The organism is Leptolyngbya sp. PCC 6406 (assembly GCF_000332095.2).
Taxonomy (GTDB): Bacteria; Cyanobacteriota; Cyanobacteriia; order Phormidesmidales; family Phormidesmidaceae; genus PCC-6406.
In genome coordinates, this window is sequence record NZ_KI913949.1 from 2011756 (window position 1) to 2037828 (window position 26073).

Consider the following 26073-nt stretch of genomic DNA (forward strand, 5'->3'; position numbering starts at 1 on the left):
TTTCGTTTTGAGTTTTGAATTGAATTTCCCGTAGGGGCGCGGTTTCCGCGCCCAATGTAGCCGGTGACAGGTGGCAGTTTTGAATTTTGAATTGAATTTCCCGTAGGGGCGCGGTTTCCGCGCCCAATGCAGAATGTCACCGTGAGGACGGAGGAAAAATTTTGCATCGATCTATCTCGCCGATGACGACTACACCTGTTTTTTACCCTTGGACGCTGCGCGATCGCACTTTCCACTGGGGACAGCGCACCTATGTTATGGGCATTCTCAACGTCACCCCTGACAGCTTTAGCGACGGGGGGCAGTTCTATCGGTTGGATCAGGGCTTGGCCCAGGCCCAAGCTTTAGTGGAGGGGGGCGTAGACTTGGTGGATATCGGCGGACAGTCTACCCGACCGGGGGCGGAAACGATACCCACGGAGGCGGAATTGCGGCGGGTGGTGCCCCTAGTGGAGGCAATTCGCCGGAGTTCGGAGCCCGCTCTGCGGGAGGTGGTGATCTCCGTGGACACGACACGGGCGGAGGTGGCGCGGGCGGCAGTCCGAGCCGGGGCGGATGTGGTCAATGACATCTCCGGCGGCACCTTTGACGATGCCATGTTGGCGACGGTGGCGGACCTGGGGGTGCCCATTATCCTCATGCATATCCGGGGTACCCCCGCCACGATGCAGCAGCAGACCGACTACGAAGACTTGATTTCAGAGATCTACAGCCATCTAGAGCGCCAGATCGAAAATGCGATCGCGGCGGGCATCAGCCACAACCACATCGCCATCGACCCCGGCATTGGCTTTGCCAAGACCGCCCCCCAAAATCTAGACATTCTCCGGCGCATCCCCGACTTCCGCCCCCTGGGCTGCCCCATCCTCATTGGCCCCTCCCGCAAAAGCTTCATCGGCTCGATTCTCGACCAGCCCGACCCCCAGCAGCGGGTCTGGGGCACGGCGGCGGCCTGTTGTGCTGCGATCGCCGGAGGAGCCGACATCCTGCGAGTCCACGATGGCCGCGAAATGGTTCAGGTTGCCCAAGTCGCCGACGCCCTCTGGCGAGGACACCACCCTGGTACGGAAAGGTAGAAGGCAGAAGGCAGAAGGCAGAAGGCTGAAGGCTGAAGGCAGAAAGGGAATTTCATGTCATAAAACTTCAACCCCACTAACGGCACTTTCTGGTAATGCCTTGGCGATGGGCTGACCTACCATGTGCCCCCCTTTCAACGGGACTATTCCTGGGGTGAAGACGAGTGAAATGTGCCCTCAATCCTTTTCCCAGAGTGGGCTACTCTGTGTACATATAGCGGTTCCCTAATGGATGAGGTACAGCTCAACTTGATGGCAATTCGGGGAACAAGGGGCTTAAGCCCCTTGCCTGTACTTAACCCGAGTGAGACCCGCTATAAGTCTTCGGTTGGGTAGGCTAGCCTGCCTAGCCCCCTAAATCCCCCAAGGTCGATCGATAACCGTGATGGATTGCCTTGAGTGCAGGCACTCAAGGACACCAAATATCGTCTGGCTGCTTTGGCCCTTTCCTGCCGCCTTACCTGCCCAAAGTTAAGCGTTGCTCCTGCGATTTCTTCCCAATGCAGCGCGCTAGAGATCCTCTCACGCTTGCAGAACCTATGCTCTCTCCCCGTCCGCGCTCGTTTCGCCGCATCCTGGTTGTCAGGCTGCTGCTGTTGGGCATCCCCATTCTGCTGATTGGACAATATGTCACCCTCCGCAAGGGGCGCACCAGTCTGCTGGAAACGGCTCGTCAAAATCTCACCAGCAGTGCCATTCGCAAGGGAGAGTTTGTCAACAAAACCCTAGAACTGCTCCTGGGCAATCTCCAGACCTTGAGCCAGACCCAAGCTCTACAAGGGGAGGATCTATCAGCAGTAGAGGCCCAGGTGCGTCAGTTTACCGCCCAGATTCCCTTAGCCGACGCCTGTGTGCAGGTGAACCAAGGGACCACCGACACCATTTTGCTCAATACCTGTCTAGCCCCCCTGGCTCTGCCCCAACTGGCCTGGACAGAGCCAGGAAACGGCATTGAAAACAGCAGCTTTTATCTCGCCTCTCTCCAGTCTCCGGCGGATAAAGCGCCCCTAGTTTCGGAAACCGAGGACTATGCCGAAATCGATGTGGTGCTAGCTACCCCGGTCTACGATGCCCTGGGGCAGGTTCGCTACACCCTCAGTCTTCAAGCCCAGATCAATCAACTTGAAAATACCGGAGCGCGATCGCTGGTGGGCTACACGGCGGTCATTGATGCAGCAGGTATCATTCGCGTCCATCCCGATCCGACCCTGGTGGGACGATCCATCGATACCCTACCGGGTCAAGATCGCCTCCAGTCTATTGTCCGCAATGCCCAGACAGGCGAGAGCAGCACGCTGCACCTATTCGAGTTTTTACCCACGCACTCAGAATGGCTAGCGGGATTCACCCCACTAGAACTTGCGATCGCACCCGGCCAAACTGAAACCTGGACAATTCTGGCGATCACCCCCCTCGACCATGCCCTCCAGGGACTCCGGGAGATCCGCACGGCTCTAGTCATCTTCACTCTAGGGCTGTTGGTTGCCCAGATCGCCCTAGTGCTCTACGTTGCCCGTCGCCTCTCCCGCCCCATGGAACGGCTCTCCAACTATGCCCAGAGTCTCCAGGATTTTTCCCACTTCCAGGAAGTCCCCCAGAACTTCCATGTCTGGGAACTGGATCACCTAGCCAAAGTTTTCAACCGAATGTTGAAGCGGCTAGAGCAGCGGGCACGGGAACTGCAACATGCTTGGCAAGATGCCCAGATGGCCAATCAGCTCAAGAGTGAATTCCTCGCCAATACTTCCCACGAACTACGGACTCCCCTCAACGCCATCATTGGCTGCATCCGTATCGTGCGCGAGGACTGCTGTGATAGCAAAGAGGAGGAACAGGAATTTCTTCACCGAGCTGATCAGGCGGCCATCCACCTGTTGGAGATCATCAACGACATCCTCGATATTGCCAAAATCGAATCCGGCACCCTAGAGATGTATCCCGAGATTCTAGATGTGCGGCAAATCATCACCGAAGTCGTAGACCTGCAAACAGTGCAGGCCCAACAAAAAGGGTTAACCCTGATTGGCCCCGACTTGGATACCCCCCTGTGGGTCAGGGCCGACCGCTCCAAACTGAAGCAAGTTCTGCTGAATGTGGTGTACAACGCCATCAAGTTCACCGAGTCAGGGGAAGTCGTCCTGCAAACCAGGGTGGAGACAGAGAATGGGGCTCCAGAACCTGGGGCCAGTTCCTTACCCGAAGGGGTAATGCTGTCCACACCCTGTCCTCGTCTGATCATCACCATTCGCGATACGGGCATCGGCGTTGATCCCAAGCAACAGAGTAAGCTCTTTAAGCCCTTTGTCATGGCAGATGGCTCTACCACTCGTCGTTTTGAGGGCACCGGGTTGGGGCTGGCGATTTCCCGCAATCTCATCACCCTAATGGAAGGCAGTATTACGCTCCATAGTGAAGGACTGGGACTGGGCTCTCTGGTCGTGATTGCCCTTCCTCTAGTGAATGAGCACGAGATTTCAGGGGAGGATCGGGAGGATACCCAGCCCCCCTCCCGTAAACCTCACCTAGGGATCGTCTAGCTAGACCCACGGCGGTTAAAACCGCTGCCATACAAACAAAGTCGGCCTTCGCCGACCAAGGGATCTGCGGGTTATATACACGACTTGGAAGGTTATGTCTTGAAACAAGCTGAAAAGCTTGCTACGTCGTTGTCTCCATACAAACATCCAGTTCCCTGTTCGCGTTAGCGGCTCCCTTAGGGAGCAACGGAGTCGTTGGCTTTGCCGCCCCAGAGGGGCTAGGGAACGGCCAGAACCCGTTGACCGCTGGCTTCGACTCCGCTCAGCCAGCGGTCAACGGGCTCGATTCTCCGTAACCTTCCAAGTCGTGTTATGTAGTTTACCCAGTGGCCAGGTTTTCTCCCTTCGGGAGAAAGCCCGATCAGCGGGTAGTTTCGTAGGGTGCATAGCGCTAAGGCGCGGCTTTGCCCACGCGAAGCAATGCACCGTAGAAATGCCACCCCCAGGGGAAATGGGCACAGGACTTCTGCCAGCCAGTACTAGTTAGGAGACGGGGCAGATTTTGATATAGCGATCCTCTATGAATCATGAAAATTCCTAGGACAGGCGTCCCGCCTGTACGGGCAAGATGCCCATCCTAGCAGGATCCTGTTTTTGGTAGAATCGACTATAATTCAGATCCAGTCAATCCTGTGAGTTGACTAAAACCCGACTACCCGCGATCGCCTGTGTTTACCACCACCCTATCTCCCACCGCGTCCCATTCCCCCGCTCTAGACCTGTTTGAGGCCATCGAGGCTCTGAAGCAGGAGCTAAATGCCGTAATCCTGGCCCATTATTACCAGGAGCCCGATATCCAAGACGTAGCCGACTATATTGGCGATTCCTTGGGGTTGTCCCAGCGGGCTGCTGATACCGATGCCGATGTCATCGTGTTCGCCGGGGTTCACTTTATGGCGGAAACTGCCAAAATTCTGAACCCGAACAAGCTGGTACTGTTGCCGGATCTGGCGGCGGGTTGCTCCCTGGCGGACACCTGCCCCCCGGCGGAATTTGCCGCCTTCAAAGCGGCCCATCCCGATCATCTGGTGGTGTCCTACATCAACTGCTCCGCTGCCATTAAGGCCATGAGTGACATCATCTGCACCAGCTCCAATGCCGTCAAAATTGTGCAGCAGATTCCAGCAGATCAACCCATCATCTTTGCCCCAGATCGCAACCTAGGGCGCTATGTCATGGCTCAGACGGGGCGTGATCTAGTCCTATGGCAGGGAAGCTGTATGGTTCACGAAACCTTTTCAGAAAAAAAACTCGTGCAGCTTCAGATGGAATATCCCCATGCTGAAGTTGTGGCCCATCCAGAATGTGAGGAATCGGTCCTACGCCATGCCCATTTCATCGGCTCCACAACGGCGTTACTGAACTATGTCCAAAACAGCCATCGCACCCAGTTCATTGTCGTGACCGAACCGGGTATTATCCACCAGATGGAAAAGCAAGTGCCCCACAAGCTCTTTATCCCGGCCCCACCCCTGGCAAACTGCGCTTGCAACGAGTGCCCCCACATGCGCCTGAATACCCTGGAGAAGCTTTACCAGGCGATGGCACATCGGCAGCCGGAAATCATCCTGCCTGAGGACATTCGCGCCGCTGCCCTAGCCCCCATCCAGCGAATGCTAGCGATGAGCCGCTGAGGCGTATTCGGGAGGCTTAGGGATCTGCGGGTTTGTACCCAGTGGCCAGGTTTTCTCCCGAAGGGAGACGCTAATGCCGTGGCATTAAGCCGCCACAGCCGCAACGATCTCGAACATCGGAGCCTGATGTAGGGCTATGGCCATTGTGCTAGATGCTAACCTGCTGATCGTTCTGGTCAAGCGTTGGCGGCAGCACGAGGAAGGGGACGGGTTCCTAGAGAGGGAACTGGCTACGAAGTAAGACAATGATCTAGGAACCCGTCCCCTAGCCCCTCCTAGAGAGAAAACTAGCTACGAAGCAAGACAATGATCTAGGAACCCGTCCCCTCAAGACCCCAAAAACCCAAAAAAAATCGAGCGCTTCGCGCCAGAAAAAAGGGTAAAGAATAAAAGAGAATAGTGCAAAAGTACTATAGGGCAAAGGGCTACGAAGTCCACGAGGAGACACAGACAACCCGAAAACCGATGAGGTAGTACTGGGCATCGCGCGTGCCCCAGAAGCGATTGGCCGAGCGGCAGTACCAGGGATCGTAGCTCCACGAACCGCCCCGCAGCAGCCGATAACTTTCTTCGTTAGAGGATAACCAAGCACTGCCATCGGTGGGAGCGCCTTCGTAGCTGTCGTGCCAGTGGTCTTGGCACCATTCCCACACGTTGCCGTGCAGATCGTAGAGGCCAAAGCGGTTGGGGGGAAAGCTACCCCCGTGAGTAGTCTTTTCCCGGTAGGTGCCCTTTGGCCCTTGGCCATAGGTGTAGTTGCCGTCGTAGTTGGCTAGCTCTGGGGTGATCGTTTCCCCGAAGGAAAAGGGGGTTTCACTGCCAGCCCGACAGGCGTATTCCCATTCCGCTTCGCTGGGCAGGCGGTAGGGGTGGTTAGTGTGGGCAGTGAGGCGATCGCAGAACTCCACCGCCTCATCCCAACTCACCTGCTCCACAGGCAGATCATCCCCTTTGAAATTGCTGGGGTCGGGATCCAGGTCGATCTGGACTTTGGGCAACCCCGCCACGACTCGCCATTGGGCCTGGGTGATGGCATATTTCCCCATCCAGAACCCCGGTACCTGCACTCGATGGCGGGGATTTTCATTGGCAAAGTATTTTTTGTAATGCTCTTCCCCCACTTGCCGAATTAGCTCCGCTTTCTCCGTCTCTGTTTGACCCATCCAAAACGCTCCGGCGGGGATCTTGACCACATCCAGACCCACATCCCCCGGCAATCGCTCCCGGTGGTACTCAGCACTCCCCCCCTGCCGCTTTGTGATCTTGCCCTGGGCATCCACCGTCACCACGTCAAAGTCCCAGGTCTCCAGCGAGGGTGTTACTCGCTCCACAAGGGCTGGGATAACCTCTACTGCCGCGATCCTGGCTGGTGTCACAGCCTCAACAGACGGGTTAAGCATGACTTCCCTAAAGGATTGAGGAACGTTTCCCATTTCCCCTAACACTGCGGAAACCTCAGGCTCCAAGTCCTGATCCGATAGATTCCAAAGTTTTTGTAGTTCCCGCAGTTCCCTAATGGCCTCAGGACTAAGGGGAAATTCATCGGCAATTTCTTCCCGGAGCGTTTCAATATACCCATCCAAGTGGTGTTGCCTTTGGATGTGGGGCTTCAGCACCTCCGCCTCAATTTCCTTGGCTCGCTCTGGATCCAGCCCCAGCTTGATCCGCCATTCTGCTGAAATTCGCCGCCCTGCTGGAGCAATCCTCCCCTTGCGAATGCAGGACTCTACCTTTTGTCGATAAATTAGCTCAGGGTTAATCACCGTCCGCGCCAAGGTGATTGCCTGCCCTGCCAAACCATTGAAAATTGCAGGACGCATCGTGGGGGCTGCTGTCGTCACCTTTTGTCGCACATAGTCATGCAAATGCCCGACAGTAATTTGGTCATATCCTTCAGGAGCCGCCGCCCCAGTTTTCAACCCCTCCACCAGATAGCGGGTATACACCGACAGGGGTTCTCCCTCCTGCTCTAGGGCGTAGTTGCGGGCTGTGGCTGCCGTCAGCACCACCCAGCCCTCACCCCCCAAGTCCCTCTGCACATCCACCTGGCCATCATCCATGGTCAGGAAGCCCTCGGCAAAAGCGGCCCCAAAGCAGCAATCCAGGATGATCACCTTACGCTGGGCATAGGTATTCCGAAAGATGGCCTTGATGAAGCTGGCCTCGATCGCGGTGCCCAGATTCAGCCGCCGATCGTCAAATAAATGAGTCTGGCAAGTGGTGAGATAGAAATCCCCCCCCATCTCATTGATGCCATGGCCGGTGAAATAGAACAGGGCCAGGTCATCCTTGGCTAGGGGCGTAAACACCTCCCCCATCCGCGCCCGGAAGCTGCCAACATCGGGGTCAACCAGGGTCACCACTTGGTCAAAACCCGCGATCGCCCCATCCGCCAACACCTCCCCCAGCGCCTCCACCCCCTTGGCCGGACAGGCCAACTGCTTCAGACCTCCACCATAGGAGCCCACCCCCACCAACAGCGCCACCTTCTTCCCCATGCCCCGCCCCAACGGATTCCTTAATGCAATGGTGCCCCATTCTCCCTCATCAGGCACCCCAAATTCCGCCCCACAAATTCCGCCCCAAAGGTTACCGCTGACTGGCATGGAGCACCGTCAACCCCACGATCGCTTCCGCCCCGTCATACCGCACAACAATATCGCCATCCGTCAGTGCTCTGTAGGATGCGTTAGCGCCAGCGTAACGCATCAAAGCCCTGGGGAATGGTGCGTTACGGCTGCGCCTAACAGCACCCTACAGCATCGTTTATTTGTATTCACCTACTTATCAAGCAACAATCTCATGACATATATTGCTCATGACATATATTGAGAAAAATCCTGAAGATGCTCATTATCTTCCACTAGGATCTTTAGCGTCCCGATCGCGCTTCCCGGTTGTCGAGGAGCCCGTACTGTTCCCCCATCTGCCACTAACCGACCGATCACCTGATTCTCAAGCACAATTTCCACCCCTTCCCCCGGATGCAAACTGGCCAACAAATCAAGCAAATTTTGCTGGACTTCCTGCACGGTTACGCAATTTATCATTCTCAATGATTCCTACAACTCTTTGGCGGCAGCAACCAGCTTAGCTAGAGTGGCATCCACCTCTTCAGGCCGAATGTTTTCCACCTTGACCTCACCCCCTTTGGCTCCCTTGACCGTAAAACTGATGGGTTTCCCCGGCAACCGCGCTTGAATTCCCTTCACCACCTTGCCCGCATTCGCCACCGTCACCTCCGCCTGGAGGATGCCCCACAGCCATGCCGCGCCCATGGCCCCATCCGGCATCGCCCCATCCGCCACCCGTTCCACCCGCTCCACTCCCTCCAGGCCCACCATCTCCCGGAACAGCCCCGCCGTTAACCGCTCCTGCACCGATTCCGGCACTTCGGCATCCCCGGCCCGCCAGTCAATCGTCAGCCATACTTTATCCACCATGGATCATGAATCCTCCCCAGTCACGGGTTTAATGGCCCAATTCCGTTCCATTCCATCTTCCTCGCCCTGCCTGGATTTTGCCCCAATTCCGGGAACAGGGGACGGGTTCCTGAAACGACTTGGAAGGTTACAGAGAACAGAGCCCGTTGACTGCTGGCTGAGCGGAGTCGAAGCCAGCCACACCACCGGGTTCTGGCCGTTCCCTTCGACTCCGCTCAGGGAACTGGATGTCAGCTCGTTCCAAGACATCACCTTCCAAGTCGTGTTCTTGACAATAGCGTAATGGTGGATCTCGAACTGCTCCCCCGCGATAGGAGGAGTCAGGATGGGAGTTGGGCAACCGTTCGTTCGGCTGGGGATTGATTATTCCTAGAGATTATTCCTGAAAAAACGCTTCCAGATGGGCGGTCATGTGGTTGACGAGGGTAGTGGTGCGGGGACTATTCTCAGCCTCGCTTTCAATGCGATCCACCACCTCTGGGGGCAGCTTCAGCAGGTTCACCAGGGTTTGGTAGGCGGTGGCCTCTTCATCATTAATGAGGTTTTCCTCGGGGGTGCGGGCACTGGAACTGATGACCTCGTACCCCAGGCGCAGTACCAATTCCCGTTCCGCCTGATCTTGCAGTTGAGGCACCAGTTCCCCTAGGGGCAGGTTCTGCATCAGGTAGTCCCGCAGTTCCTCTCGCAGGCTCTGCTGTCCGTCTTCCTTATCCGCAAACAGCCCACTAAAGCGGTCTAGCATTAGATCCACTTCTGCATCCGCTAGGTTGCCATCGCTCCAGGCCATGGAGGCCACGATGCGCATGAGGGTCATTTGGCGGGGGGAGATGGAGGGGGGAGGGGGAGTGTGGAGAGGCATAGCCAATGTTTCACCCGAGATAGACAGCGGAATCACGAACTGGTGATCACGCTAACATGTCTCCTCCGAGGCTGAGGATAGGCTGTAATTGAACGCTACAGAACGTCAGTGCGATCGCAGCAAAAATCAAGGCTAGACACGTCCCGCCAACTGATTGAGCTGTTTGGTGTTCATCAGGATAATCACATCCCGATCTTCATCCACCTTCAACCATTCCTTCTCGGTGAGTTTGGCGAGGATCTTGCTGGTTTCATCTTCGGAAATGTCGGTCACGTCCGCCATATCCTTAATGGGAATATTGAAAATCTCGGTGCCCACCTCCCCCGGAGATCCATAGGCTTCGCTCAGGGTGCTGAGGGTGTTAGCTAGCTTCACCGCTGGGGGCTGGTTACGCAGGTGAAAGCGAATATTTGTCAACCGCAACCGCTGCACCATCAACTGCAACATCCGGTGGTGCAGTTGGGAGTCTTTGAACAGGGTTTGGATAAAGCGCTGGGCCGATACACTCAGTAGCTTGACTGGAGAGAGGGCCACCACGTCCGTAGATCGGGGCGACTCATCAAGGATCGCCATCTCGCCAAAGAAATCTCCCTGGCCCAACACCGCTAGGGTGACAAAGTCTTCGCCCACGTGGCGGCGCACCTTGACCCAGCCGCGCTGGACAAAGTAAACCGCGTTGCCCCAGGCATCCTCCATCAAAACGGCTCGTCCTGAGGGGTAATCGTGTTCTGTAGCGACCGACAGAAGCCAATCCACTGTTTCAGGATTGGCCACGTCGAAAAGGGGGAAAAGCTCACCAAAGGCTTCGGGCTGCATGGGGTTTCTCTGGGTGCGTCTGGACGAGAAGCGCTAGCGGATGTGATCAGGTGTGATCAGGTCAGTCGTGATCAAAGTATGGCACCGCCTGCGGTGGCAAATGCTGATGAACCGTAGAAATCTGCCCCCATACTACCCAGAAACCTCGGCCAATATCCATGACGCTAGAGGGATTTTCTCGGGAAATCGTGGGGAGGGGGGGGGTGATGGGGTAGGGGGGTGTTGGCGAAGCCTGCCCGAAGGGCTTAGGGGTAGGGGGGTGTATAACCTAACGGCATTCAAGAAAGGCGAAGCCTGCCCGAAGGGCTTAGGGGTAGGGGGGTGTATAGCCTAACGGCATTCAAGAAAGGCGAAGCCTGCCCGTTGGCGAGGAGCCTGCCTTTGGCATAGGGCTTAGGGGTAGGGGCGCGGTTTCCGCGCCCAATGCAGGATGTCGCCGTAGGGGCGTGGTTTCTGCGCCCAGTGCAGGGGGTGACGGGTGACAGGGGATTGGATTAGGGGCAGAGGCAGCCGAGTTCCTTGACCCGCACCGCCTGTACCGCCTGTCGGATGGGTTCCCGAAAGCGCTCAATATAGCTGGGCCAGCCTACCAGAATCGGCTGGCGATGGATCAGGCTGAGGGGATAGATGCTGGTGGCGTCAAAGCGGATGGGGATGCCATCTAAATCACAGCACACTAGCCCCGCTGCGAGGGCGAGGGCAAGGGGTCCGGTGGTATCCCATAGTTTCACCCGGCCATTGCAATAGACGTAGAGACCGGATTGGCCCTTGATTACCTCCATGACCTTGAGACCGTAGCTGCCGAGGGCGTAGGGGCGTAGTTGGGGGGCGTATTGCGCGATCGCAGTTCCAAAACGCCGCTGATCCCGAGTGCCTAAGACTAGAGGACAGGTTGCCGCTGTGGGATCCGGTGGCGAGCAGGGGACTAGGGGCAGAGTTTCTCCCTGGGGACCAAGCTGAAACAACCCCCAGCCGGGGCCACCCCAGTAGAGGTGCTGGTGAGCCGGACCGTAAATCCACCCGGCCTGGGGCCGATCAGCGGCGAGGAGCCCAACCATCACGGCGTAGTTCTCGCCATGGTGAATAAAGTCCTCGGTGCCATCGATGGGATCAATCAGCCAAATGCGCTCGTCCCCTTGGACGGGTTCCTGCCCATCGCCCCTTTGGACGAGTCCCTGCCCATCGCGGTTTCTTTGAAACGCCGCCGCTGAGCCCTGATTTTCCTCTGTAATAATGCTGTCCTGGGGAAACTGGGTCGCAAAGGCCGCAGCTAGCACCTGATCCAGAACCCGGTCCACCGTGGTGACGTAGTCCTCAACCCCTTTTTCAAACACCTCAAAGGCTTGGGTCGCAGCTTCCCGAGCCTGCTGCCCGCAGGTCTGCAAAGTGGCTAGAATGACCCCATTGTCCTGGTCAGAAATAGGCGGCATGGCGTGGATAAAGTCTCCCTGAGAGAATTAGGCTCCTTGCCTGTCAGTGTGCCACGGTGCGATTGTCAAAAACCGCGACATCCTGCATTGGGCACCGAAACCACACCCCTACGGCGACATCCTGCATTGGGCACCGAAACCACACCCCTACGGCGACATCCTGCATTGGGCGCGGAAACCGCACCCCTACGGCGACATCCTGCATTGGGCACCGAAACCACACCCCTACGGCGACATCCTGCATTGGGCACAGAAACCGCACCCCTACGGCGGCATCCTGCATTGGGCGCGGAAACCGCGCCCCTACCCCATCACCCCATCACCCCTAAGCCCTTCGGGCAGGCTTCGCCTTTCTTGAATGCCGTTAGGCTATACACCCCCCTACCCCATCACCCCATCACCCCCATGCCCCCTTGGAAAATCAAACTCCTCTACGACGGTGCCTGTCCCCTCTGCCTCCGGGAGGTGACTTTTTTGCAGAAGCAGGACCGGGGGCGCGGTTTGGTGGCATTTGTCGATATTGCCGATGACGCCTACGACCCGGCGGAGAATGGCAACGTTTCCTTTGAGGTGGCGATGGGCCGCATTCATGCCGTGCTGTCAGATGGAACTGTGGTTAAAAATGTCGAGGTGTTTCGTCAGGTATATGAGGTGCTGGGCATGGGTTGGGTCTATGCCGCGACCCGCTGGCCTGGGATTGGTCCGCTTGTGGATTGGGCCTATGGTCTGTGGGCAGATTGGCGGCTACGCCTCACCGGACGCCCTGACCTGCAAACCCTCATTGCCCAGCGTCAGGAGCGGTTGACCTGTAGCTATGCTGAACGCTGCCGCAGTGGGGATATCTAATGGGTTTCCATCTTCCTCAATTCCAGCACAGCATCTTGTTTCAAAAGGCTATGACCCATCGGTCCTATGCCCAAGAACTGGGGGACGACAGTTCTGACAATGAGCGGCTGGAATTTCTAGGGGATGCCATCTTGACCTTTTTGTGTGGAGAGTTCCTTTACCAGACTTATCCCACTAAGGCGGAGGGGGATTTGACCCGGATTCGGTCTTCTCTGGTGGATAGAATTCAACTTGCCACCTTTGCGGAAAAACTTCGATTGGGGGATCACCTACGCCTGGGAAAAGGGATGGAGAAAACGGGGGGGCGGGAGAATCCTCGGCTCTTGAGCAGTGCCTTTGAGGCATTGATAGGGGCGTACTTTTTGGACTGCAACTCCGATGTAGATGCGGTGCGGGCCTATGTGAATCCTCTATTTCAGTGGGCGCTGGCTCAGCGAGGGGAGGCGGAGCAGGCAGCCAACCCCAAGAGTCAGTTGCAGGAATGGTCTTTGGCAACGACAGGGGAAATTCCGGAATACGTCATGGTGGAGGCGTCGGGGCCGGACCATGCCAAGCAGTTTGTGGTGGAGGTACGGATCCAGGGGCAAGTCTATGGGCGTGGCCAGGGGCAGCGGAAGCAGGACGCGGAGAAGCAGGCGGCGCGGTTGGCGTTGGAGCGTCTGGGATTGCTGTAGGGGGCTAGTTTGAAGCTGATAACCCGTGCAACCCTTAGCCCGGTTCTGTCTCTACAAGGACTGCCTGCACAGCAGTAGCCCACCCCTCTGGAGCGGGCTGGGGGGCGATGCGCCAGCCGCGATCGCACAGACGAGGATGCGGCCCGTCCTCTCCAGGTAGGACGATGGCAATATCGGTATTCTCCAGCATGTCAATATCATTGGGGCTGTTACCCAGGCCCACGGTCGTCAGTGCCTGACCAGGGGAGAGAAGACCGCCGTAGAGGGCGGCGAGTTGGTGTACTGCCGCGCCCTTCCCCGCCGCTGCCCCAATCAGGTGGGAAAAGCGATCGCCCACCACTACTCGAAAGCCCATGGCCTCTACCGCCGCCGTCAGTTTCTCCGAGTCCACATTCTTAGGAGTGAGGAAGGGCTCGCTAAACTCGCGCATTTTGGCCTGCTTGGCATCGGTTTCCGCCAGTCCGGTCAACTGCTGGACCTGCTCCACCGCTAGGTCACCAAAGCCCTTAAGGGGGCGTCCTATTTCCTGAGCGATGGCCTTGAGCCCCGCCCGTGCCATGACGTAGGCCACGCCCAATTGCAAGACTCGATAGGGGCCGTCATCCTCCCCCTCTGGTAGCGGAAAGGGACAGGTCTCGCGGGGGATAAAGACTGCGCTGCCGTTTTCCACCACAAAGGGTCCGTCTAGGCCGATGGTGTGGATTAGGGTTTCCACCTCTGCTCGGGTTTTACTCGTCACGGGAATCACGGGAATCCCTTGCTGCTTTAGGGTGGCTAAGACGGGGAGTGCCGCCTGGTAGCTGTAGGTTTCCGTATTGAGGAGAGTGCCGTCGAGATCGGTGAAGAAGAGGAGGGTAGTCATGGTGAGCGCCCCTGAGGGACCATGGTGGGCTGATTCCATCATCCTATGTCTGTGCCCCAAGGATGGAGAAGGTCTAGGGGTGTCGTTCCCCTGATCCCTTCCCACGCACTATTCTAGGTAGGGGGCTTATCTTGGAAGTTATGGAGAGTCAGGACAGAACCCTTCGCATCGCTGTGGTTGGGGATGTGCATGATCAATGGGACGGGCAAGATGCGATCGCACTGCACCATCTCCAGGTAGATCTGGTGCTACTGGTGGGGGATTTTGGCAATGAAGTGGTACCCCTCGTTGGTCAAATCGCAGCATTGGATTTACCCAAGGCCGTAGTTTTGGGTAACCACGACGCTTGGTATACCGCTACGCCCTGGGGTAAGAAGAAGTGCCCCTATGATCCCACTCGGGAAGATCGGGTGCAGAAGCAGCTCGACCTTTTGGGCACGGCCCATGTGGGCTATGGCAAGTTGGACCTACCGGCCCTGGGGCTGACGGTGGTGGGGGGACGCCCCTTTAGCTGGGGCGGCAGCGATTGGAAAAATGACGCCTTTTATCGAGAGCGGTATGGGGTGATGGGGTGGGCGGATTCCACCGCCCGCATTGTGCAAGCGGTGGATGCTGCTGCCCAGGACACGATGATTTTCATCGGCCATTGTGGACCTACGGGCCTGGGCCATGAGCCTGAATCCCCCTGTGGTCGGGATTGGAACCCCCTGGGGGGAGACTTCGGCGAGCCAGACTTGGCCGCTGCCATCGCCCATGCTCAAAACCAGGGCAAGCGCGTTCCCCTAGTGACCTTTGGCCACATGCACCACAAGCTACGCCACCGCAAGGACATTCTGCGGGAACGATTAGCCACGGATGCCCAGGGCACGGTGTACCTCAATGCCGCCAGCGTCCCCCGCGTCATCACCGAGGGCTCCACCTGCCGTCGTAATGTGTCCCTGGTGACCCTCAAAAACGACCAGGTGCAGTCCGCAGCCCTGGTGTGGATTGATCAGGATTTGCAGATTGTGGCGGAGGAGGTTTTGTTTCAGCAGACGGTTCCCCAGAGCACGGTTCCCCAGAGCACTGCGTCCCTGGAACTGCTGGCCTAGTGTTCCGTCAAGCCTAAAATTATGGGCCACGGGTAGGTTGGGTGCAGCGCTAGCGAAACCCAACCACGGGCATGGCTGTTGGGTTCCACCGCACAGTACTAGGGGCAGGGAGACTCGGCGTTTACCTTTGGCCCTCGATCCGGCAGGATGGGGCTAAAGCGGCGAAATTCTGCTAAATATTGCTCTAGGGTGACAAACTGGGCCAGGTTCAAACTGTAATAGGTCCAGCGACCTTGGGGGCGGGCTCTGACTAAATTTGCATCCTTCAGAACCTTCAAGTGAAATGACAGCTTAGATTGACTGACCTCCAACAACGTACAGAGATCACAAACACACATTTCTTGAGTTCTCAGACAGTCCAGCACCCTCATCCGCAGCGAATCTGAGAGGGCATGGAAGCCAGATATACAGGGAACCGTCTCAGCAGAAGTGACAGTGATCATAGGGGAAAACTACAGGTGTTGACCCATCTTAGCGAATTGGATGGCGGCTTGTATCACTGCTATGGCGGTAATTGGGGCGGTTACGGCCCGCAAAATTGTCGGCCCTAGGGAAATGGGTAGATACCCCTGGGCAATGGCGCTCTCGACCTCCGTTTCGGTCCAGCCCCCCTCGGGTCCGGTGGCCAGGGTGAGGGTACTTTCAGGGGTAATGGGCAACCCGGTGGCCAGTAGTCTGGAAAGCAACGGCGGACTGTTGCGGCGGGCAACACAGAGCCAGCGGTGATCGCTGGTGGGGGACTGGGCCAGCCAGTCTGGCCAAGACTGGGGAGATTCAATTTGCGGCACGAGGGGGCGCTCTGATTGTTCTGCGGCTTCGGTGGCAATACGCTGCCAGCGCTGGAGTTTTTGGGGGCTGGGCTGCAATAGGGTGCGATCGCTGAGGATGGGCACGATGCGACTGACCCCCAACTCCGTCACCTGGCGCACCACGTCGTCAAAGCCCTGCTTGGGCAGGGCTGCTGCTAGGGTGAGGGTGGGCAGGGCTAAGGGATCTGATCGGGCTTCCCTTAGATCGGCTTGCCCGGTTCCAGCTTGGAGCACCGCCACCCAGCTTTGGCCTTGGCCATCCAGCACCATGAAGTAATCCCCTGATCTTAGGCGCAGCACCCGTTGCAGGTAATGGAGCTGGTCAGGGGTGAGGGTGAGGATGGAGCCTTGGATTTGGCTGGGCTGGACGATGACCCGTTGCACGATGACGGTTTCCGATAGGGCAACCCCTATCATCGATCACAATTGAAAGGGCAGGGGACATTGTGGACTCTCCTTTTTGCCCTCCTTTTTGCTTTCCGCTTTGACCTCATTTGACCTAATATCATGGCCCCAACTCTGGATACTGTGTTGAACCGAGCCCTGTCTGGGGCTGACCTGACGCCAGAAGAGGGGCTGTCCCTGCTGTTAACGCAGGATTTGGGCGCGATCGCAACTATCAGAACAGCGGCGGATGAACTGCGATCGCGCTTAGTCGGGGAAACGGTCACCTATGTGGTCAACCGCAACCTCAACTTCACTAACATCTGTGAGCAGCATTGTAGTTTCTGCGCCTTTCGTCGAGATGGGGACAGCGATGGGGCCTTTTGGCTCGACTGGGAAGCCATGGTGGCAAAGGCTGCCGATGGTGTGGCACGGGGAGCGACGGAGATCTGTATGCAGGGGGGGCTGAACCCCGAGGCCAAGATTGACGGCAGCAGTCTGCGCTACTACCAACGGCTGGTGAGCAATCTCAAGGGGGCTTTTCCCCATCTGCATCTCCACGCCTTTTCTCCCCAGGAGGTACAGTTCATCGCCCGAGAAGATGGCTTGTCTTTTCCCGCAGTCATTACGGCCCTGAAGACGGCGGGGGTGGACTCTATGCCGGGAACTGCCGCTGAAGTCCTGGATGATGTCGTGCGCCGGATTCTCTGCCCAGAAAAAATTGACACCGCCACTTGGTTGGAGATTGTCGGCTTGGCCCACCGCCTGGGATTGCCCACCACCAGCACGATGCTCTGTGGCCATATTGAGACCCCTGACCAGCAGATTACCCATTTAGATCGCTTGCGAACCCTCCAGCAGCAAGCGGTGCAGCAACAGACCCCGACTCGGATTACGGAGTTTATTCTCCTGCCCTTTGTGGGCCAACAGGCTCCCAAATCTCTGCGGCGACGGGTGGGGCGTGATCAGCCGATTCTGGCGGATACCTTGCATCTAACGGCGGTATCGCGTCTGTATCTGGGCCACTGGATTCCTAACCATCAGCCCAGTTGGGTAAAGCTGGGGCTGGCGGGAGCGACGGAGGCTCTGACTTGGGGCTGTAATGATATCGGCGGTACGTTGATGGAGGAGCATATCACCACTATGGCGGGAGCCCAGGGGGGGACTTGTCTGACGGTGGCGACGTTGCAGGATGCGATCGCAACTCTGGAACGACCTCACCAGCAGCGAGATACGCTTTATCACCCCATTTCAGAGGTGATGACATCAGAGGTGATGGCAACTGAGTCCCTCAAACTTTGTTTGCCCTCCTAGGGCGGCGGAGCCGAGGCAACCCCAGGTAGGCCCGTAGAGCGAGCACCAGCATCACGGGGACCATGATAGCGATCGCAATTAGGGTTTCAAAGAAGAGCCAGGTCGCGACCCAGGACAATAAAAACACCGGAGTATTGGTGGGGACTTCATCGGCCACCTGAGCGCAGGCGGGCACCACCAAGAGAATCGTGACCCCAAATAGCCCCATCAGCACCAGCGCGAAGGCCCGCCACAGTTTGACCGCCCGCTGGCCATGGGTCTGGAGATAGGGATGGGATTTTACCCAGAGGCGCTGTAGCGCGATCGCGGTAGGCCACCCCCCCAAGGCCATGAGCAATGCCCCAAGCAGAAGGACCAAACTAGCGGTCCCGGTACTGGGCTGTCGGGTATCCATAAATAGGGACAGAATCCCCACCAGGATTGGAAATGCTATCGTGCCCCCTAGGCCCGAGACGTAACTTAGGGCAGCCCGCGATCGCACCCCCCGACTGATTCTTGCCATTCCGTTTCCCCTCCACCCGGCGTGACCCCACCGCCTATTTAGGCTTTCTTGCAGAGTACGCTTTTGAAGAGGGGGGAATCGAATTCAGAACGACATCCGTGCGGTAAACTCCCACCCCCACAAACCTTGCCTAAAGTAGCCTAAGATGCAGCAATGCGATCAATGAGGACCGCTGCGATCGCGGCAAAGACTGTAATGCCCAGTCCCAACCAGGGACTCTGACCCTGACTCACAGCAAACGACGTAACAATGCCAGCCCCAAGGCCAGCGGTCACCATGGAGCCGACCCAGTCAACTTTGCGGTTGTCGTACATAGCTTTTTAAGTCGCCTACTTAGTGACAGTGGAAAATTAGTCACCTCACGCTATCACTGGACTGTGACCGGGTCAGTGGCGGCCCAGAAGTTTCGCAATCAAGGTTTAACTTGGGAGATGTTTCTTAACCTGGCTGAACCTTGTTGGGGGATCAAAGTAAGTTGGGACCATATTGGTACCCAGGAAATTAGGAGTTAGGAGCCAGAATCCAGTACTCTCCTAGATTCTGGCTCCTAACTCCTAACTCCTAATTCCTAACTCCTCCCCAGGAAATTGATCTCGCTTTGAGTTGATCCCTCTTTATTGAGAAACAGGTTCCGGTGTGGTGTCTCGTCGCTGGGAATTTCCCGCCTTAATCCAGCCTTCTTGGCCCGTGCTCGTGAGACGAATATTGAGCCACTCGCCATCGTCACTGCTCTTGAGTACCAGAATGGGGGTGTTGTGGTCCACGCCCCCCATGCGCTCGAATTCTGTGCCAGGACCAGACCGCAGTACCAAGCCAATGGGCTGGGACACAACTGCCTCGTAGCTACCGGGGGGGGCGGGTTCAGAGGGAGCCGCCTCAGGTTCGGTCTCGGCCACCGCTGGCGGAGTCTCTTCGGCCCCATTGACCGCTTCTTCGGAAGGTACGGAGGGTGAAACGGCGGGGGGGGCATCATTGCTAAACACGGGCTTAGGCGGCAGCATCGCAAGCTGGGCCATGAAATACCGGGCCGTTGCCACCCCCGCCAGGGACAACAACACCAGCGCTAGGAAGCTGCCTAGCAGCAGTTTCGATAGCCCGACCAAACATCCTTTCATGGCAGCTCCATCTGGACTACGACCCCTGGGTTATAGCAACCCTACTGAAAAATGGCATCAAACCGGGGGCTGAGGCCAAATTATACGCCTGTTGTGGGGGTATTCTGTTCGGAATGTTGACCCATGGGTGGGGCGGGAGAATGGCACAGGGAAACCAGAGTCAAAGGAGGCCGATTGACCTTGGTCCGATGGGGCAGAACAGTCAGATCGGCGCAGCCTGTCGTGGGGTGGTGGCGGCGGGACATCCCCTGACAGCGGAGGCGGGGGCGGAAATACTGCGCCGGGGGGGCAATGCCTTTGACGCCGCGATCTCGGCGGTAATGGCGGCCTGGGTCACGGAGCCCGTGCTGACGTCCCCTGGGGGCGGGGGTTTTTTGCTGGCCCACACTGCTGGGGGAGAGAATTGCCTCTTCGACTTTTTTTCCCAAACCCCAGGGCAGCGACCCCGCGATCGCGTTCCCGACTTTTATCCCATTGAGGCCAACTTTGGGGATGCAGTACAGGAGTTTCACATTGGCCTAGGGTCGGTGGCGGTTCCGGGGTGTGTGGCGGGGCTCTTTCATGTCCATCAGCGCCTAGGCCGATTGCCCCTAGCCGCGATCGCAGAACCCGCCATTCATTACGCCACCCATGGCGTCGCCATCAACGGCTTCATGGCTTACTGCTTTAACCTGCTGACGCCAATCTTGACCGCCACCCCAGCCGCTAGGGCCATGTACGCCCCCCATGGCACCCTCTTGACCGCAGGCGACACCTTCACCCTGCCAGACCTAGCCACAACGCTCCAGGATTTGGTGGATCAGGGACCAGCCCTTTTTTACGAAGGAGCCTTGGCCCAGCGCCTAGTGCAGGATTGCCAAACCCACGGCGGTTACCTGACCCAAGGGGATCTGGCCCAATATCGGGTGCTAGAGCGATCGCCCCTAGCCCTGGCCTACCGGGGCAATACGCTATTGACGAATCCGCCCCCCAGCTCTGGGGGAGCCCTAATTGCCTTTACCCTAGCTCTGTTGGAAAAGGGGGACTGGAGCCAAATTCCCTGGGGCTCTCCCCAGCACATCACCGCCCTAGCCCAGGCCATGGCCCTCACCAATACTGCCCGCCGGGATGGCTACGATGCCCACCTCCACAGTGCTGATGTGGCCCAGCGGTTCCTGGCCCCCGACCATCTCCAGCCCTATCACCATGCCTTCGGGAATGTACTGAATAAATGGGGCAGTACCACCCACGTCAGTGTCTTGGATCGGGAGGGCAACGCCGCCAGTGTCACGACGTCCAATGGGGAGGGATCTGCCTATGTGATTCCCGGTACCCAGATCATGCTGAACAATATGCTGGGGGAGGCCGATCTCCATCCCCAGGGCTTTCACCAGTGGCAGCCCCACCAGCGCATCTCCTCCATGATGGCCCCCACCTTGGTCTTGGAGGCGGGGCGACCCCGACTGGTGCTGGGCTCCGGCGGGTCCAACCGCATCCGCACCGCTATTGTCCAAGTGGTGTCTAATCTTTTGGACTTCCACCTACCCCTGGAAGAAGCGGTAGCGGCCCCCCGCCTGCATTGGGAGCAGGGCACGCTGCATCTGGAACCGGGCTATGAGGCTGACTCCCTAGGGGCGACAGGCTCCCCCCAACTGGAGCCCCTTTTGGAAACACTCTGCCCTTGGCAGCAGCAGAATATGTTTTTTGGAGGCGTCCATGCGGTGGCTCGAACCGCCGATGGCGGATTTTCAGGGGCGGGGGATGCCCGACGGGGAGGCGCAATGGTCATGGCGTAGCCACCCCGACGGGGCTAGACCAGCCGGAGAGGGGCAGCACGATCGCTGAGTGAGTGCCGTAGGGTGCATAACGCTAAAGCGAGGCTCCGCCAACGCGAAGCAATGCACCGCAAGGATGTCTCTCAAGTCCTGGATCCTCAACCCCCGTAGTAAAAGGCGATTTCCTTGGGTTTCAGGGGGGCAAAGTCAGCATCTAAGAGCATTTGATTCAGTTCCGCCTGGGGAAAATGCTTGGCCCCAATGCGGACAATCCGCGATCGCATCGTCGTCTGTACCCCACTCCGCTTTCGCTGGGCCTCCTTGGCCATGACGGTGGTGTAAAGGGAGAGTTTTTCCGCTGGGATAGGACTGCCGTCAAGGTCAAGGCCCTGGGCGATCGCCACATCCACAGCCTCAGCGCCAGTTTGGGGGGTCTCGATATTGGCCATGACTTTTCCTCTGTTAGTGTCCAGGTATCAGAATAACGGTCTATGCACCAGCACTCTATGGTGAGCAGCCTGCACGAAGAGATGCTGAACACGGCAGCATGATTAGATTTGCGCTAGAGTATTTCATCCAAAAAATCATCCCGTAGATCGGTTAAGCCTTCTGTCAGTTTTGAGGAAATCACCATGGATACCCACACAATCACTGTTGAGATCCCAGGACAGCTTTGGCCCCAGGTACAAAATCTAGCTCGTGAGTTCCCATCGCTAGATGCCCTAGTCGCCACGATCCTTAGGCAGGAAATTGCTCGCCGTCAAGCACAGGATTTACACCAGCAGATTGTGGCTCGCCGCAACGCGATCCAAACTCGCACGGGTTCCCATCCTAGTGCTGTGGATTTTGTTCAGCAACTACGGCAAAACGATGCCACAGATGCGATCTCGCTTTCCTAAGGAACCCGAATCTTTTAACGTGCAATTCTGGTGGGTCAGGCAAGATGCCTGACCATTCTTGTGGGTCAGGCATCTTGGAAGGTTACGGAGAATCGAGCCCATTGACCGCTGGCTGAGCGGAGTCGAAGCCAGCCACACCACCGGGTTCTGGCCGTTCCCTAGCCCCTCTGGGGCGGCAAAGCCAACGACTCCGTTGCTCCCTAAGGGAGCCGCTAACGCGAACAGGGAACTGGATGTTTGTATGGAGACAACGACGTAGCAAGCTTTTCAGCTTGTTTCAAGACATAACCTTCCAAGTCGTGTGGGTCAGGCAAGATGCCTGAACGTGGACAGCCGGGACGGCTATCCCACGTTATTTAATCTCTACTCCTAAGGATCTGTCGTCCTGAGGATCCATGCCTCGACGCCATCCGCTAGGGTTTGGGCCAGCGCTTCCTGGGCAGCAGGATCCACGATCCACTCAAATTCAAAGGGATTGATCATAAAGCCCAACTCCAGCAGCACCGAAGGGGCGGCGGTGGGGCGAGTCAGGGCCAGATTATTCCAAAACACCCCATAGGAGGGGCGATTCAGCTCCCGGACTAGATAGTCATGGAGAAACACCGACAGGTCATGGGCCTGGGCGTTGTACCAAAACGCGCCGATCCCCGCTGTATTCAGGGCGTCCCCCGCATCGGGGAGGGCATTGTAGTGGATGCTGAGGGCCAGGGTGGGCTCCACGGCATTGATGATATCTACGCGATCGCCGGGAAACAGATCCTCATCCCCCTCGCGGGTCATTACCACCGTCGCCCCCTTTGCCTCCAGGGCTGACCGCAGCAGGTGGGACAGGATCAAATTGACATCCTTCTCGGGGTAGCCATTGGGGCCACGGGCTCCCAGGTCTTCATCGCTGCCATGGCCAGGGTCCAGAAGAATCGTGGTTCCCACCAAGGGGCGATCGCGCCGTACCTGGGGCGGGTGGCGTAGGGACAGCACCAGGGTCGTGCCTTCGTAGTGCAGTTTGTAGCCCCAGGGCTGGGGGGACTGGAGGTGAAACACATACTGGGCTTTGTCCGGCAGCAGCGGCATCCAGTCCAAGCGACGGATCACCGGGTCCGCTTCTAGGTAAATGGTGTCTGTCTGGGGCGTGGTGTTGTGGAGGGTGAGGGTGACGGTGTCCGCTGTTTGCGCCACCGTCACGGGGACGGGGGTTTGCAGGGGAAACAGCACTTCGGTCCAGCCGGGAATTTGGCGCGATCGCACACTGCGAATCGTGGTGCGGGGGGGGGCAGCGGTGACCACCTGGGTTTCCGAGGCGCGAATCCAGGCACCGTAGTCTAGCCGCAGCCAGTCCCCCTCTCGCCCGGTCACAGCGGCGCGGGTGCCTTGGGGTAGGGGCGTCAGGCGCGAATAGTCGGTGCTGGGGCCGGTCCGGGCGGTGCCCCCCTCAACGATTACCTCCGCTACCTGGGTCGGCACCGCCGCCAGAATTTCCACCGCACCGGGGGCCGTTTGGGAAAGGCTTTGGCCGCGTTGGGTCAGGGTGTAGGTGGGCTGGCCTAGGAGTCCCGTTTCTCGCGGCACGGTGCAACCCTCGTAGGGGGTGGCGGCGAGGGGCAGGGGTTCATTTTGAGCGGTCAGGGCAGCGGAGTTGGGGGGCAGCGTCACGGCCTCGGGCCGGGGCCGTAGGGTCAGGGTTTCCGTTGCCCAGGTGACGGTGACGGTGGCATTCGGAGGCGCGATCGCACTAAAGCAAATCATCTCTCCCGGCTGTCGGGCAATATCAACCCCCGGTGTCAGGGAGTTGGGGGCAAAGGCCAACCCTTCCGGTGGCGCTGGTGTTGCCGATACCCGTATCACCCGCAGCGTCAGGGTTTCCTCCCCCTGGGTCAGGGTGAACACATTTTCCCCCATAGCCAGGGGCAGGCTGGGGGCAAAGTGTCCCGCCGGACTACGGGGGTCAATCACCTCCCCATTCACCTGCACGGGCTGTCCCGGAATCCCGGTCCCGATTAGAAAGATCCGGTCGGCGCTCGTGGTGTGCTCTGGGGGCGGATAGGCCACGAACAACGCGGTGGAAGGCTGGGCCGGGTCAACCGGGGTCATGGCTAGGGATGATGTCACCAGGGATTCCGGCGATACTGGAGCTAGGGCCAGGGCCGGAGCAGTGCCGCCCCCCATCATCACCGCTAGCCCCGCCATGAGTCCGAATTGCCATGTCATTGCGTTGCTCCCTTACGACATTTTCCTGGCAAGCCAGAGGCTGGCGCGACGACATTTAGCATTTATCCCACCGTGGAAGGGGTGCGCGATCGCAGTTGATCCATAATCTCCTCACAGTAATGGTAGAAGGGCGTGGTGCGGCGAACAGTGTAGGGACGATCGTCCCCCAGATCCACCACCACCTCCCGCTGGATGGTGCCAGGGTGGGCCGACATGACATAGATCCGCTGAGAGAGAAACACCGCCTCCCCCACATCATGGGTGATCATCAGAATGCTGATCCCCAAGCGTTGCCACAGATCCAGCAAAAACTGCTGCATAGTCTCCTTGGTCTGCACATCCAGCGCCCCAAAGGGCTCATCCATTAGCAGAATTTTGGGATGGTTTGCTAGGGCACGTGCGATCGCAACCCGCTGCTTCATCCCCCCCGACAGCGCCTTCGGCAACGACTGGGCAAAGGGCGTCAACTCCACCACACTGAGATAATAGGACGCCTGCTCCCGCCGCTCCCGCAAGGGAATCCCCTGGAGCCGTAGCCCAAACTCCACATTCTGCTGCACCGTCATCCAGGGATAGAGGGTATAGCTCTGGAACACCATGCCCCGATCCACTCCCGGCCCCTGCACCTGCTCACCATCCACCGTGATTTCTCCCCCCGTCGGGGTTTCCAGTCCCGCAATTAACCGCAGCAAAGTGGACTTCCCCGATCCCGACGCCCCCACCGCACAGACAAACTCCCCCGTTTCTACATGGAGATTGACATCCTGGAGGGCCACCAGCGGCCCCTTAGGCGTCTCGAACTGCTTATATAACCGGGAAACCTCTAGGTGCATTGTCTCAGTCCCTTAATAACCACCACAACCCCGATAACCTTAGGAGCGAACAGCCTTCACCCCATGCAGATTGCCCTTGCTCCCCCATGGACAGACCTAATCTACCGCCCATTTACAGGTCCAGCGCAGTAACGCCTGAAGCGATAGATCCAGGGCAAAACCGATCAGGCCCAGGATAATCAGACAGGCAAAAATGTCATCGGTCTGAAAAAACTTCTGGGCGACTTGGATCCGCTTCCCCAGCCCCCCATCCGCCGCCACCAGCTCCGCCACGATCACCAGGTTCCAAGAAGCAGCCATATTGATGCGAAAGGCATCCAAAATATTGGGCACCACATAGGGGGTAATCACCCGGAACAGCACTTGGGGGCGATTGCCCCCCAGGGTATAGGTCGTCTCAATCAGCTCCTTAGGGACAAACTTGACCGCATCCATAATCATCAGCGTGTTGAAAAACACCGTGCCGATGAAAATAAGCATGATCTTGGGCTCCTCCCCCAGCCCCAAATAGATGATCAATAGGGGAATGAAGGCCGGGGCAGGCATATACCGGACAATGCCAACAATGGGTTCCAACAGCGATCTCACACTGGCGAAGGCCCCCATGGCAATACCAAAAGGAACCGACACCAAGCCCGCCAATAAAAATCCCGTCGCCACCCGCCCAAAGCTAGACAGAATATCCCCCACCAAATACCCGTTCTGCCATAGCCTCACCATGGCCTCGATCACCATGGGGGGACTGGGCAAAAACCGGGGATTGACCAATCCCGTGCTCGACAGCCCCCACCACAGCATCAAAGGCACCACCACCGACAACCCCATCAGCGACCAACTGAGGTGCTGGGGAATCGCCTCCGCAATTCGCCAAAAGATACTGGGCTTTAGGCTGGGGGAAGTGGGTTTTTCGGAATTAAGAGCGTTTGACAGCATGGGAGGGGAGGGGGTGATGGAGTGATGGGGTGATGGGGTATTGGGGTATTGGGGTGA

General features: G+C 57.9%; 25 protein-coding genes. 9 read left to right on the plus strand and 16 right to left on the minus strand.

Going from position 1 to position 26073, the window contains the following annotated elements:
* Positions 1 to 182: 182 nt before the first annotated feature.
* The 3 genes from folP (at position 183) to nadA (ending at position 5247) form a co-directional block, all read left to right on the plus strand.
* Entirely contained in the window at positions 183 to 1076 is an 894-nt protein-coding gene (gene folP / locus LEP6406_RS0209100; RefSeq protein ID WP_008309859.1) for a dihydropteroate synthase, read from the plus strand.
* Positions 1077 to 1615: 539 nt separating this feature from the next.
* On the plus strand, positions 1616 to 3613 hold the full coding sequence (locus LEP6406_RS0209105) for a sensor histidine kinase (RefSeq protein ID WP_027268986.1): 1998 nt from the start codon (positions 1616 to 1618) through the stop codon (positions 3611 to 3613).
* 668 nt (positions 3614 to 4281) lie between these two features.
* Complete coding sequence (nadA, locus tag LEP6406_RS0209110) at positions 4282 to 5247, plus strand: quinolinate synthase NadA (RefSeq protein WP_008307724.1); 966 nt, start codon at positions 4282 to 4284, stop codon at positions 5245 to 5247.
* Between the two features lie 425 nt (positions 5248 to 5672).
* Here nadA and LEP6406_RS35210 read toward each other — a convergent pair whose 3' ends face one another.
* The 6 genes from LEP6406_RS35210 to LEP6406_RS0209145 form a co-directional block, all read right to left on the minus strand.
* On the minus strand, positions 5673 to 7853 hold the full coding sequence (locus LEP6406_RS35210; protein ID WP_008307726.1) for an SUMF1/EgtB/PvdO family nonheme iron enzyme: 2181 nt from the start codon (positions 7851 to 7853) through the stop codon (positions 5673 to 5675).
* A gap of 210 nt (positions 7854 to 8063) precedes the next feature.
* Complete coding sequence (locus LEP6406_RS0209125) at positions 8064 to 8297, minus strand: antitoxin (RefSeq protein WP_008307728.1); 234 nt, start codon at positions 8295 to 8297, stop codon at positions 8064 to 8066.
* Between the two features lie 12 nt (positions 8298 to 8309).
* The gene (locus LEP6406_RS0209130; RefSeq protein ID WP_008307729.1) at positions 8310 to 8690 is read right to left on the minus strand and encodes a hypothetical protein; all 381 of its coding nucleotides are present in this window, start codon (positions 8688 to 8690) and stop codon (positions 8310 to 8312) included.
* 376 nt (positions 8691 to 9066) lie between these two features.
* Complete coding sequence (locus LEP6406_RS0209135) at positions 9067 to 9549, minus strand: tellurite resistance TerB family protein (protein ID WP_008307730.1); 483 nt, start codon at positions 9547 to 9549, stop codon at positions 9067 to 9069.
* Between the two features lie 132 nt (positions 9550 to 9681).
* Positions 9682 to 10365 (minus strand): Crp/Fnr family transcriptional regulator, encoded by a 684-nt coding sequence (locus tag LEP6406_RS0209140; protein WP_008307731.1) that lies wholly within the window; start codon positions 10363 to 10365, stop codon positions 9682 to 9684.
* A 494-nt stretch (positions 10366 to 10859) separates the two neighbouring features.
* On the minus strand, positions 10860 to 11795 hold the full coding sequence (locus tag LEP6406_RS0209145; RefSeq protein ID WP_008307732.1) for a 3'(2'),5'-bisphosphate nucleotidase CysQ family protein: 936 nt from the start codon (positions 11793 to 11795) through the stop codon (positions 10860 to 10862).
* 87 nt (positions 11796 to 11882) lie between these two features.
* On the opposite strand from LEP6406_RS0209145, the gene LEP6406_RS35460 reads away from it, so the two are divergent.
* Both LEP6406_RS35460 and rnc read left to right on the plus strand, forming a co-directional pair.
* Complete coding sequence (locus LEP6406_RS35460; RefSeq protein WP_263971156.1) at positions 11883 to 12641, plus strand: thiol-disulfide oxidoreductase DCC family protein; 759 nt, start codon at positions 11883 to 11885, stop codon at positions 12639 to 12641.
* Entirely contained in the window at positions 12641 to 13315 is a 675-nt protein-coding gene (gene rnc, locus LEP6406_RS0209160) for a ribonuclease III (RefSeq protein ID WP_008308293.1), read from the plus strand. Before LEP6406_RS35460 ends, rnc begins: the two co-directional genes overlap by 1 nt.
* Positions 13316 to 13349: 34 nt before the next feature.
* Here the strand turns inward: rnc and LEP6406_RS0209165 are convergent, their stop codons facing one another.
* Positions 13350 to 14177, minus strand: a complete 828-nt coding sequence (locus tag LEP6406_RS0209165; RefSeq protein WP_008308292.1) for an HAD-IIB family hydrolase — start codon at positions 14175 to 14177, stop codon at positions 13350 to 13352.
* 140 nt (positions 14178 to 14317) lie between these two features.
* Between LEP6406_RS0209165 and LEP6406_RS27250 the strand changes: the two genes are divergently transcribed.
* On the plus strand, positions 14318 to 15268 hold the full coding sequence (locus tag LEP6406_RS27250; protein WP_008308291.1) for a TIGR04168 family protein: 951 nt from the start codon (positions 14318 to 14320) through the stop codon (positions 15266 to 15268).
* 98 nt (positions 15269 to 15366) lie between these two features.
* Here LEP6406_RS27250 and LEP6406_RS0209175 read toward each other — a convergent pair whose 3' ends face one another.
* Together LEP6406_RS0209175 and LEP6406_RS0209180 are read right to left on the minus strand one after the other, a co-directional pair.
* Positions 15367 to 15711 carry an ArsR/SmtB family transcription factor gene (locus LEP6406_RS0209175; RefSeq protein ID WP_008308290.1) on the minus strand — a complete coding sequence of 115 codons (345 nt, stop codon included), beginning with the start codon at positions 15709 to 15711 and terminating at the stop codon, positions 15367 to 15369.
* 9 nt (positions 15712 to 15720) lie between these two features.
* A complete protein-coding gene (locus tag LEP6406_RS0209180; protein WP_008308289.1) occupies positions 15721 to 16494 on the minus strand; it encodes a 16S rRNA (uracil(1498)-N(3))-methyltransferase in 774 nt (257 codons plus the stop codon).
* A 90-nt stretch (positions 16495 to 16584) separates the two neighbouring features.
* Between LEP6406_RS0209180 and cofH the strand changes: the two genes are divergently transcribed.
* The gene (gene cofH / locus LEP6406_RS0209185; RefSeq protein ID WP_008308288.1) at positions 16585 to 17775 is read left to right on the plus strand and encodes a 7,8-didemethyl-8-hydroxy-5-deazariboflavin synthase subunit CofH; all 1191 of its coding nucleotides are present in this window, start codon (positions 16585 to 16587) and stop codon (positions 17773 to 17775) included.
* On the opposite strand, the gene LEP6406_RS0209190 is transcribed toward cofH, so the two are convergent.
* The 3 genes from LEP6406_RS0209190 to LEP6406_RS0209200 all read right to left on the minus strand — a co-directional run bounded on the left by LEP6406_RS0209190 (position 17753) and on the right by LEP6406_RS0209200 (position 19392).
* Complete coding sequence (locus LEP6406_RS0209190) at positions 17753 to 18277, minus strand: hypothetical protein (protein ID WP_008308287.1); 525 nt, start codon at positions 18275 to 18277, stop codon at positions 17753 to 17755. The two genes, cofH and LEP6406_RS0209190, sit on opposite strands and share 23 nt — an antisense overlap.
* A gap of 140 nt (positions 18278 to 18417) precedes the next feature.
* Complete coding sequence (locus LEP6406_RS33565; protein WP_008308286.1) at positions 18418 to 18591, minus strand: hypothetical protein; 174 nt, start codon at positions 18589 to 18591, stop codon at positions 18418 to 18420.
* 300 nt (positions 18592 to 18891) lie between these two features.
* Positions 18892 to 19392, minus strand: a complete 501-nt coding sequence (locus tag LEP6406_RS0209200) for an SH3 domain-containing protein (protein WP_008308285.1) — start codon at positions 19390 to 19392, stop codon at positions 18892 to 18894.
* Between the two features lie 188 nt (positions 19393 to 19580).
* Between LEP6406_RS0209200 and ggt the strand changes: the two genes are divergently transcribed.
* The gene (gene ggt, locus LEP6406_RS0209205) at positions 19581 to 21167 is read left to right on the plus strand and encodes a gamma-glutamyltransferase (RefSeq protein ID WP_008308284.1); all 1587 of its coding nucleotides are present in this window, start codon (positions 19581 to 19583) and stop codon (positions 21165 to 21167) included.
* A gap of 137 nt (positions 21168 to 21304) precedes the next feature.
* On the opposite strand, the gene LEP6406_RS0209210 is transcribed toward ggt, so the two are convergent.
* The gene (locus LEP6406_RS0209210) at positions 21305 to 21595 is read right to left on the minus strand and encodes a small RNA NsiR4-regulated ssr1528 family protein (protein ID WP_008308283.1); all 291 of its coding nucleotides are present in this window, start codon (positions 21593 to 21595) and stop codon (positions 21305 to 21307) included.
* A 183-nt stretch (positions 21596 to 21778) separates the two neighbouring features.
* Here LEP6406_RS0209210 and LEP6406_RS27255 point away from each other — a divergent pair, with 183 nt between their 5' ends.
* Positions 21779 to 22045: a hypothetical protein gene (locus LEP6406_RS27255; RefSeq protein ID WP_008308282.1), complete on the plus strand. Its 267-nt coding sequence runs from the start codon at positions 21779 to 21781 to the stop codon at positions 22043 to 22045.
* Between the two features lie 369 nt (positions 22046 to 22414).
* Here LEP6406_RS27255 and LEP6406_RS0209220 read toward each other — a convergent pair whose 3' ends face one another.
* From LEP6406_RS0209220 to LEP6406_RS0209230, 3 genes are all read right to left on the minus strand, one after another.
* Entirely contained in the window at positions 22415 to 24250 is a 1836-nt protein-coding gene (locus LEP6406_RS0209220) for an N-acetylmuramoyl-L-alanine amidase family protein (protein WP_008308640.1), read from the minus strand.
* 62 nt (positions 24251 to 24312) lie between these two features.
* A complete protein-coding gene (locus tag LEP6406_RS0209225; protein WP_008308642.1) occupies positions 24313 to 25083 on the minus strand; it encodes an ABC transporter ATP-binding protein in 771 nt (256 codons plus the stop codon).
* A 96-nt stretch (positions 25084 to 25179) separates the two neighbouring features.
* On the minus strand, positions 25180 to 26073 hold an 894-nt coding region (locus LEP6406_RS0209230), incomplete at its 5' end, for an ABC transporter permease (RefSeq protein WP_317133829.1).

Excerpts from the sequence above, each read along its gene's own strand:
- LEP6406_RS0209135 (WP_008307730.1), bottom strand. The coding sequence starts at position 9,549 with ATGCCTCTCCACACTCCCCCTCCCCCCTCCATCTCCCCCCGCCAAATG.
- LEP6406_RS35210 (WP_008307726.1), bottom strand. The coding sequence starts at position 7,853 with ATGCCAGTCAGCGGTAACCTTTGGGGCGGAATTTGTGGGGCGGAATTT.
- LEP6406_RS33565 (WP_008308286.1), bottom strand. The coding sequence starts at position 18,591 with ATGTACGACAACCGCAAAGTTGACTGGGTCGGCTCCATGGTGACCGCT.
- LEP6406_RS0209140 (WP_008307731.1), bottom strand. The coding sequence starts at position 10,365 with ATGCAGCCCGAAGCCTTTGGTGAGCTTTTCCCCCTTTTCGACGTGGCC.
- LEP6406_RS0209180 (WP_008308289.1), bottom strand. The coding sequence starts at position 16,494 with ATGATAGGGGTTGCCCTATCGGAAACCGTCATCGTGCAACGGGTCATC.
- LEP6406_RS0209210 (WP_008308283.1), bottom strand. The coding sequence starts at position 21,595 with ATGGCCAATATCGAGACCCCCCAAACTGGCGCTGAGGCTGTGGATGTG.
- LEP6406_RS0209175 (WP_008308290.1), bottom strand. The coding sequence starts at position 15,711 with ATGATCACTGTCACTTCTGCTGAGACGGTTCCCTGTATATCTGGCTTC.
- ggt (WP_008308284.1), top strand. The coding sequence starts at position 19,581 with ATGGGGCAGAACAGTCAGATCGGCGCAGCCTGTCGTGGGGTGGTGGCG.
- LEP6406_RS0209220 (WP_008308640.1), bottom strand. The coding sequence starts at position 24,250 with ATGACATGGCAATTCGGACTCATGGCGGGGCTAGCGGTGATGATGGGG.
- LEP6406_RS0209125 (WP_008307728.1), bottom strand. The coding sequence starts at position 8,297 with ATGATAAATTGCGTAACCGTGCAGGAAGTCCAGCAAAATTTGCTTGAT.
- LEP6406_RS0209225 (WP_008308642.1), bottom strand. The coding sequence starts at position 25,083 with ATGCACCTAGAGGTTTCCCGGTTATATAAGCAGTTCGAGACGCCTAAG.
- folP (WP_008309859.1), top strand. The coding sequence starts at position 183 with ATGACGACTACACCTGTTTTTTACCCTTGGACGCTGCGCGATCGCACT.
- cofH (WP_008308288.1), top strand. The coding sequence starts at position 16,585 with ATGGCCCCAACTCTGGATACTGTGTTGAACCGAGCCCTGTCTGGGGCT.
- LEP6406_RS27255 (WP_008308282.1), top strand. The coding sequence starts at position 21,779 with ATGGATACCCACACAATCACTGTTGAGATCCCAGGACAGCTTTGGCCC.
- LEP6406_RS27250 (WP_008308291.1), top strand. The coding sequence starts at position 14,318 with ATGGAGAGTCAGGACAGAACCCTTCGCATCGCTGTGGTTGGGGATGTG.
- rnc (WP_008308293.1), top strand. The coding sequence starts at position 12,641 with ATGGGTTTCCATCTTCCTCAATTCCAGCACAGCATCTTGTTTCAAAAG.
- LEP6406_RS0209190 (WP_008308287.1), bottom strand. The coding sequence starts at position 18,277 with ATGGCAAGAATCAGTCGGGGGGTGCGATCGCGGGCTGCCCTAAGTTAC.
- LEP6406_RS0209130 (WP_008307729.1), bottom strand. The coding sequence starts at position 8,690 with ATGGTGGATAAAGTATGGCTGACGATTGACTGGCGGGCCGGGGATGCC.
- LEP6406_RS0209105 (WP_027268986.1), top strand. The coding sequence starts at position 1,616 with ATGCTCTCTCCCCGTCCGCGCTCGTTTCGCCGCATCCTGGTTGTCAGG.
- LEP6406_RS0209165 (WP_008308292.1), bottom strand. The coding sequence starts at position 14,177 with ATGACTACCCTCCTCTTCTTCACCGATCTCGACGGCACTCTCCTCAAT.
- LEP6406_RS0209145 (WP_008307732.1), bottom strand. The coding sequence starts at position 11,795 with ATGCCGCCTATTTCTGACCAGGACAATGGGGTCATTCTAGCCACTTTG.
- LEP6406_RS0209200 (WP_008308285.1), bottom strand. The coding sequence starts at position 19,392 with ATGAAAGGATGTTTGGTCGGGCTATCGAAACTGCTGCTAGGCAGCTTC.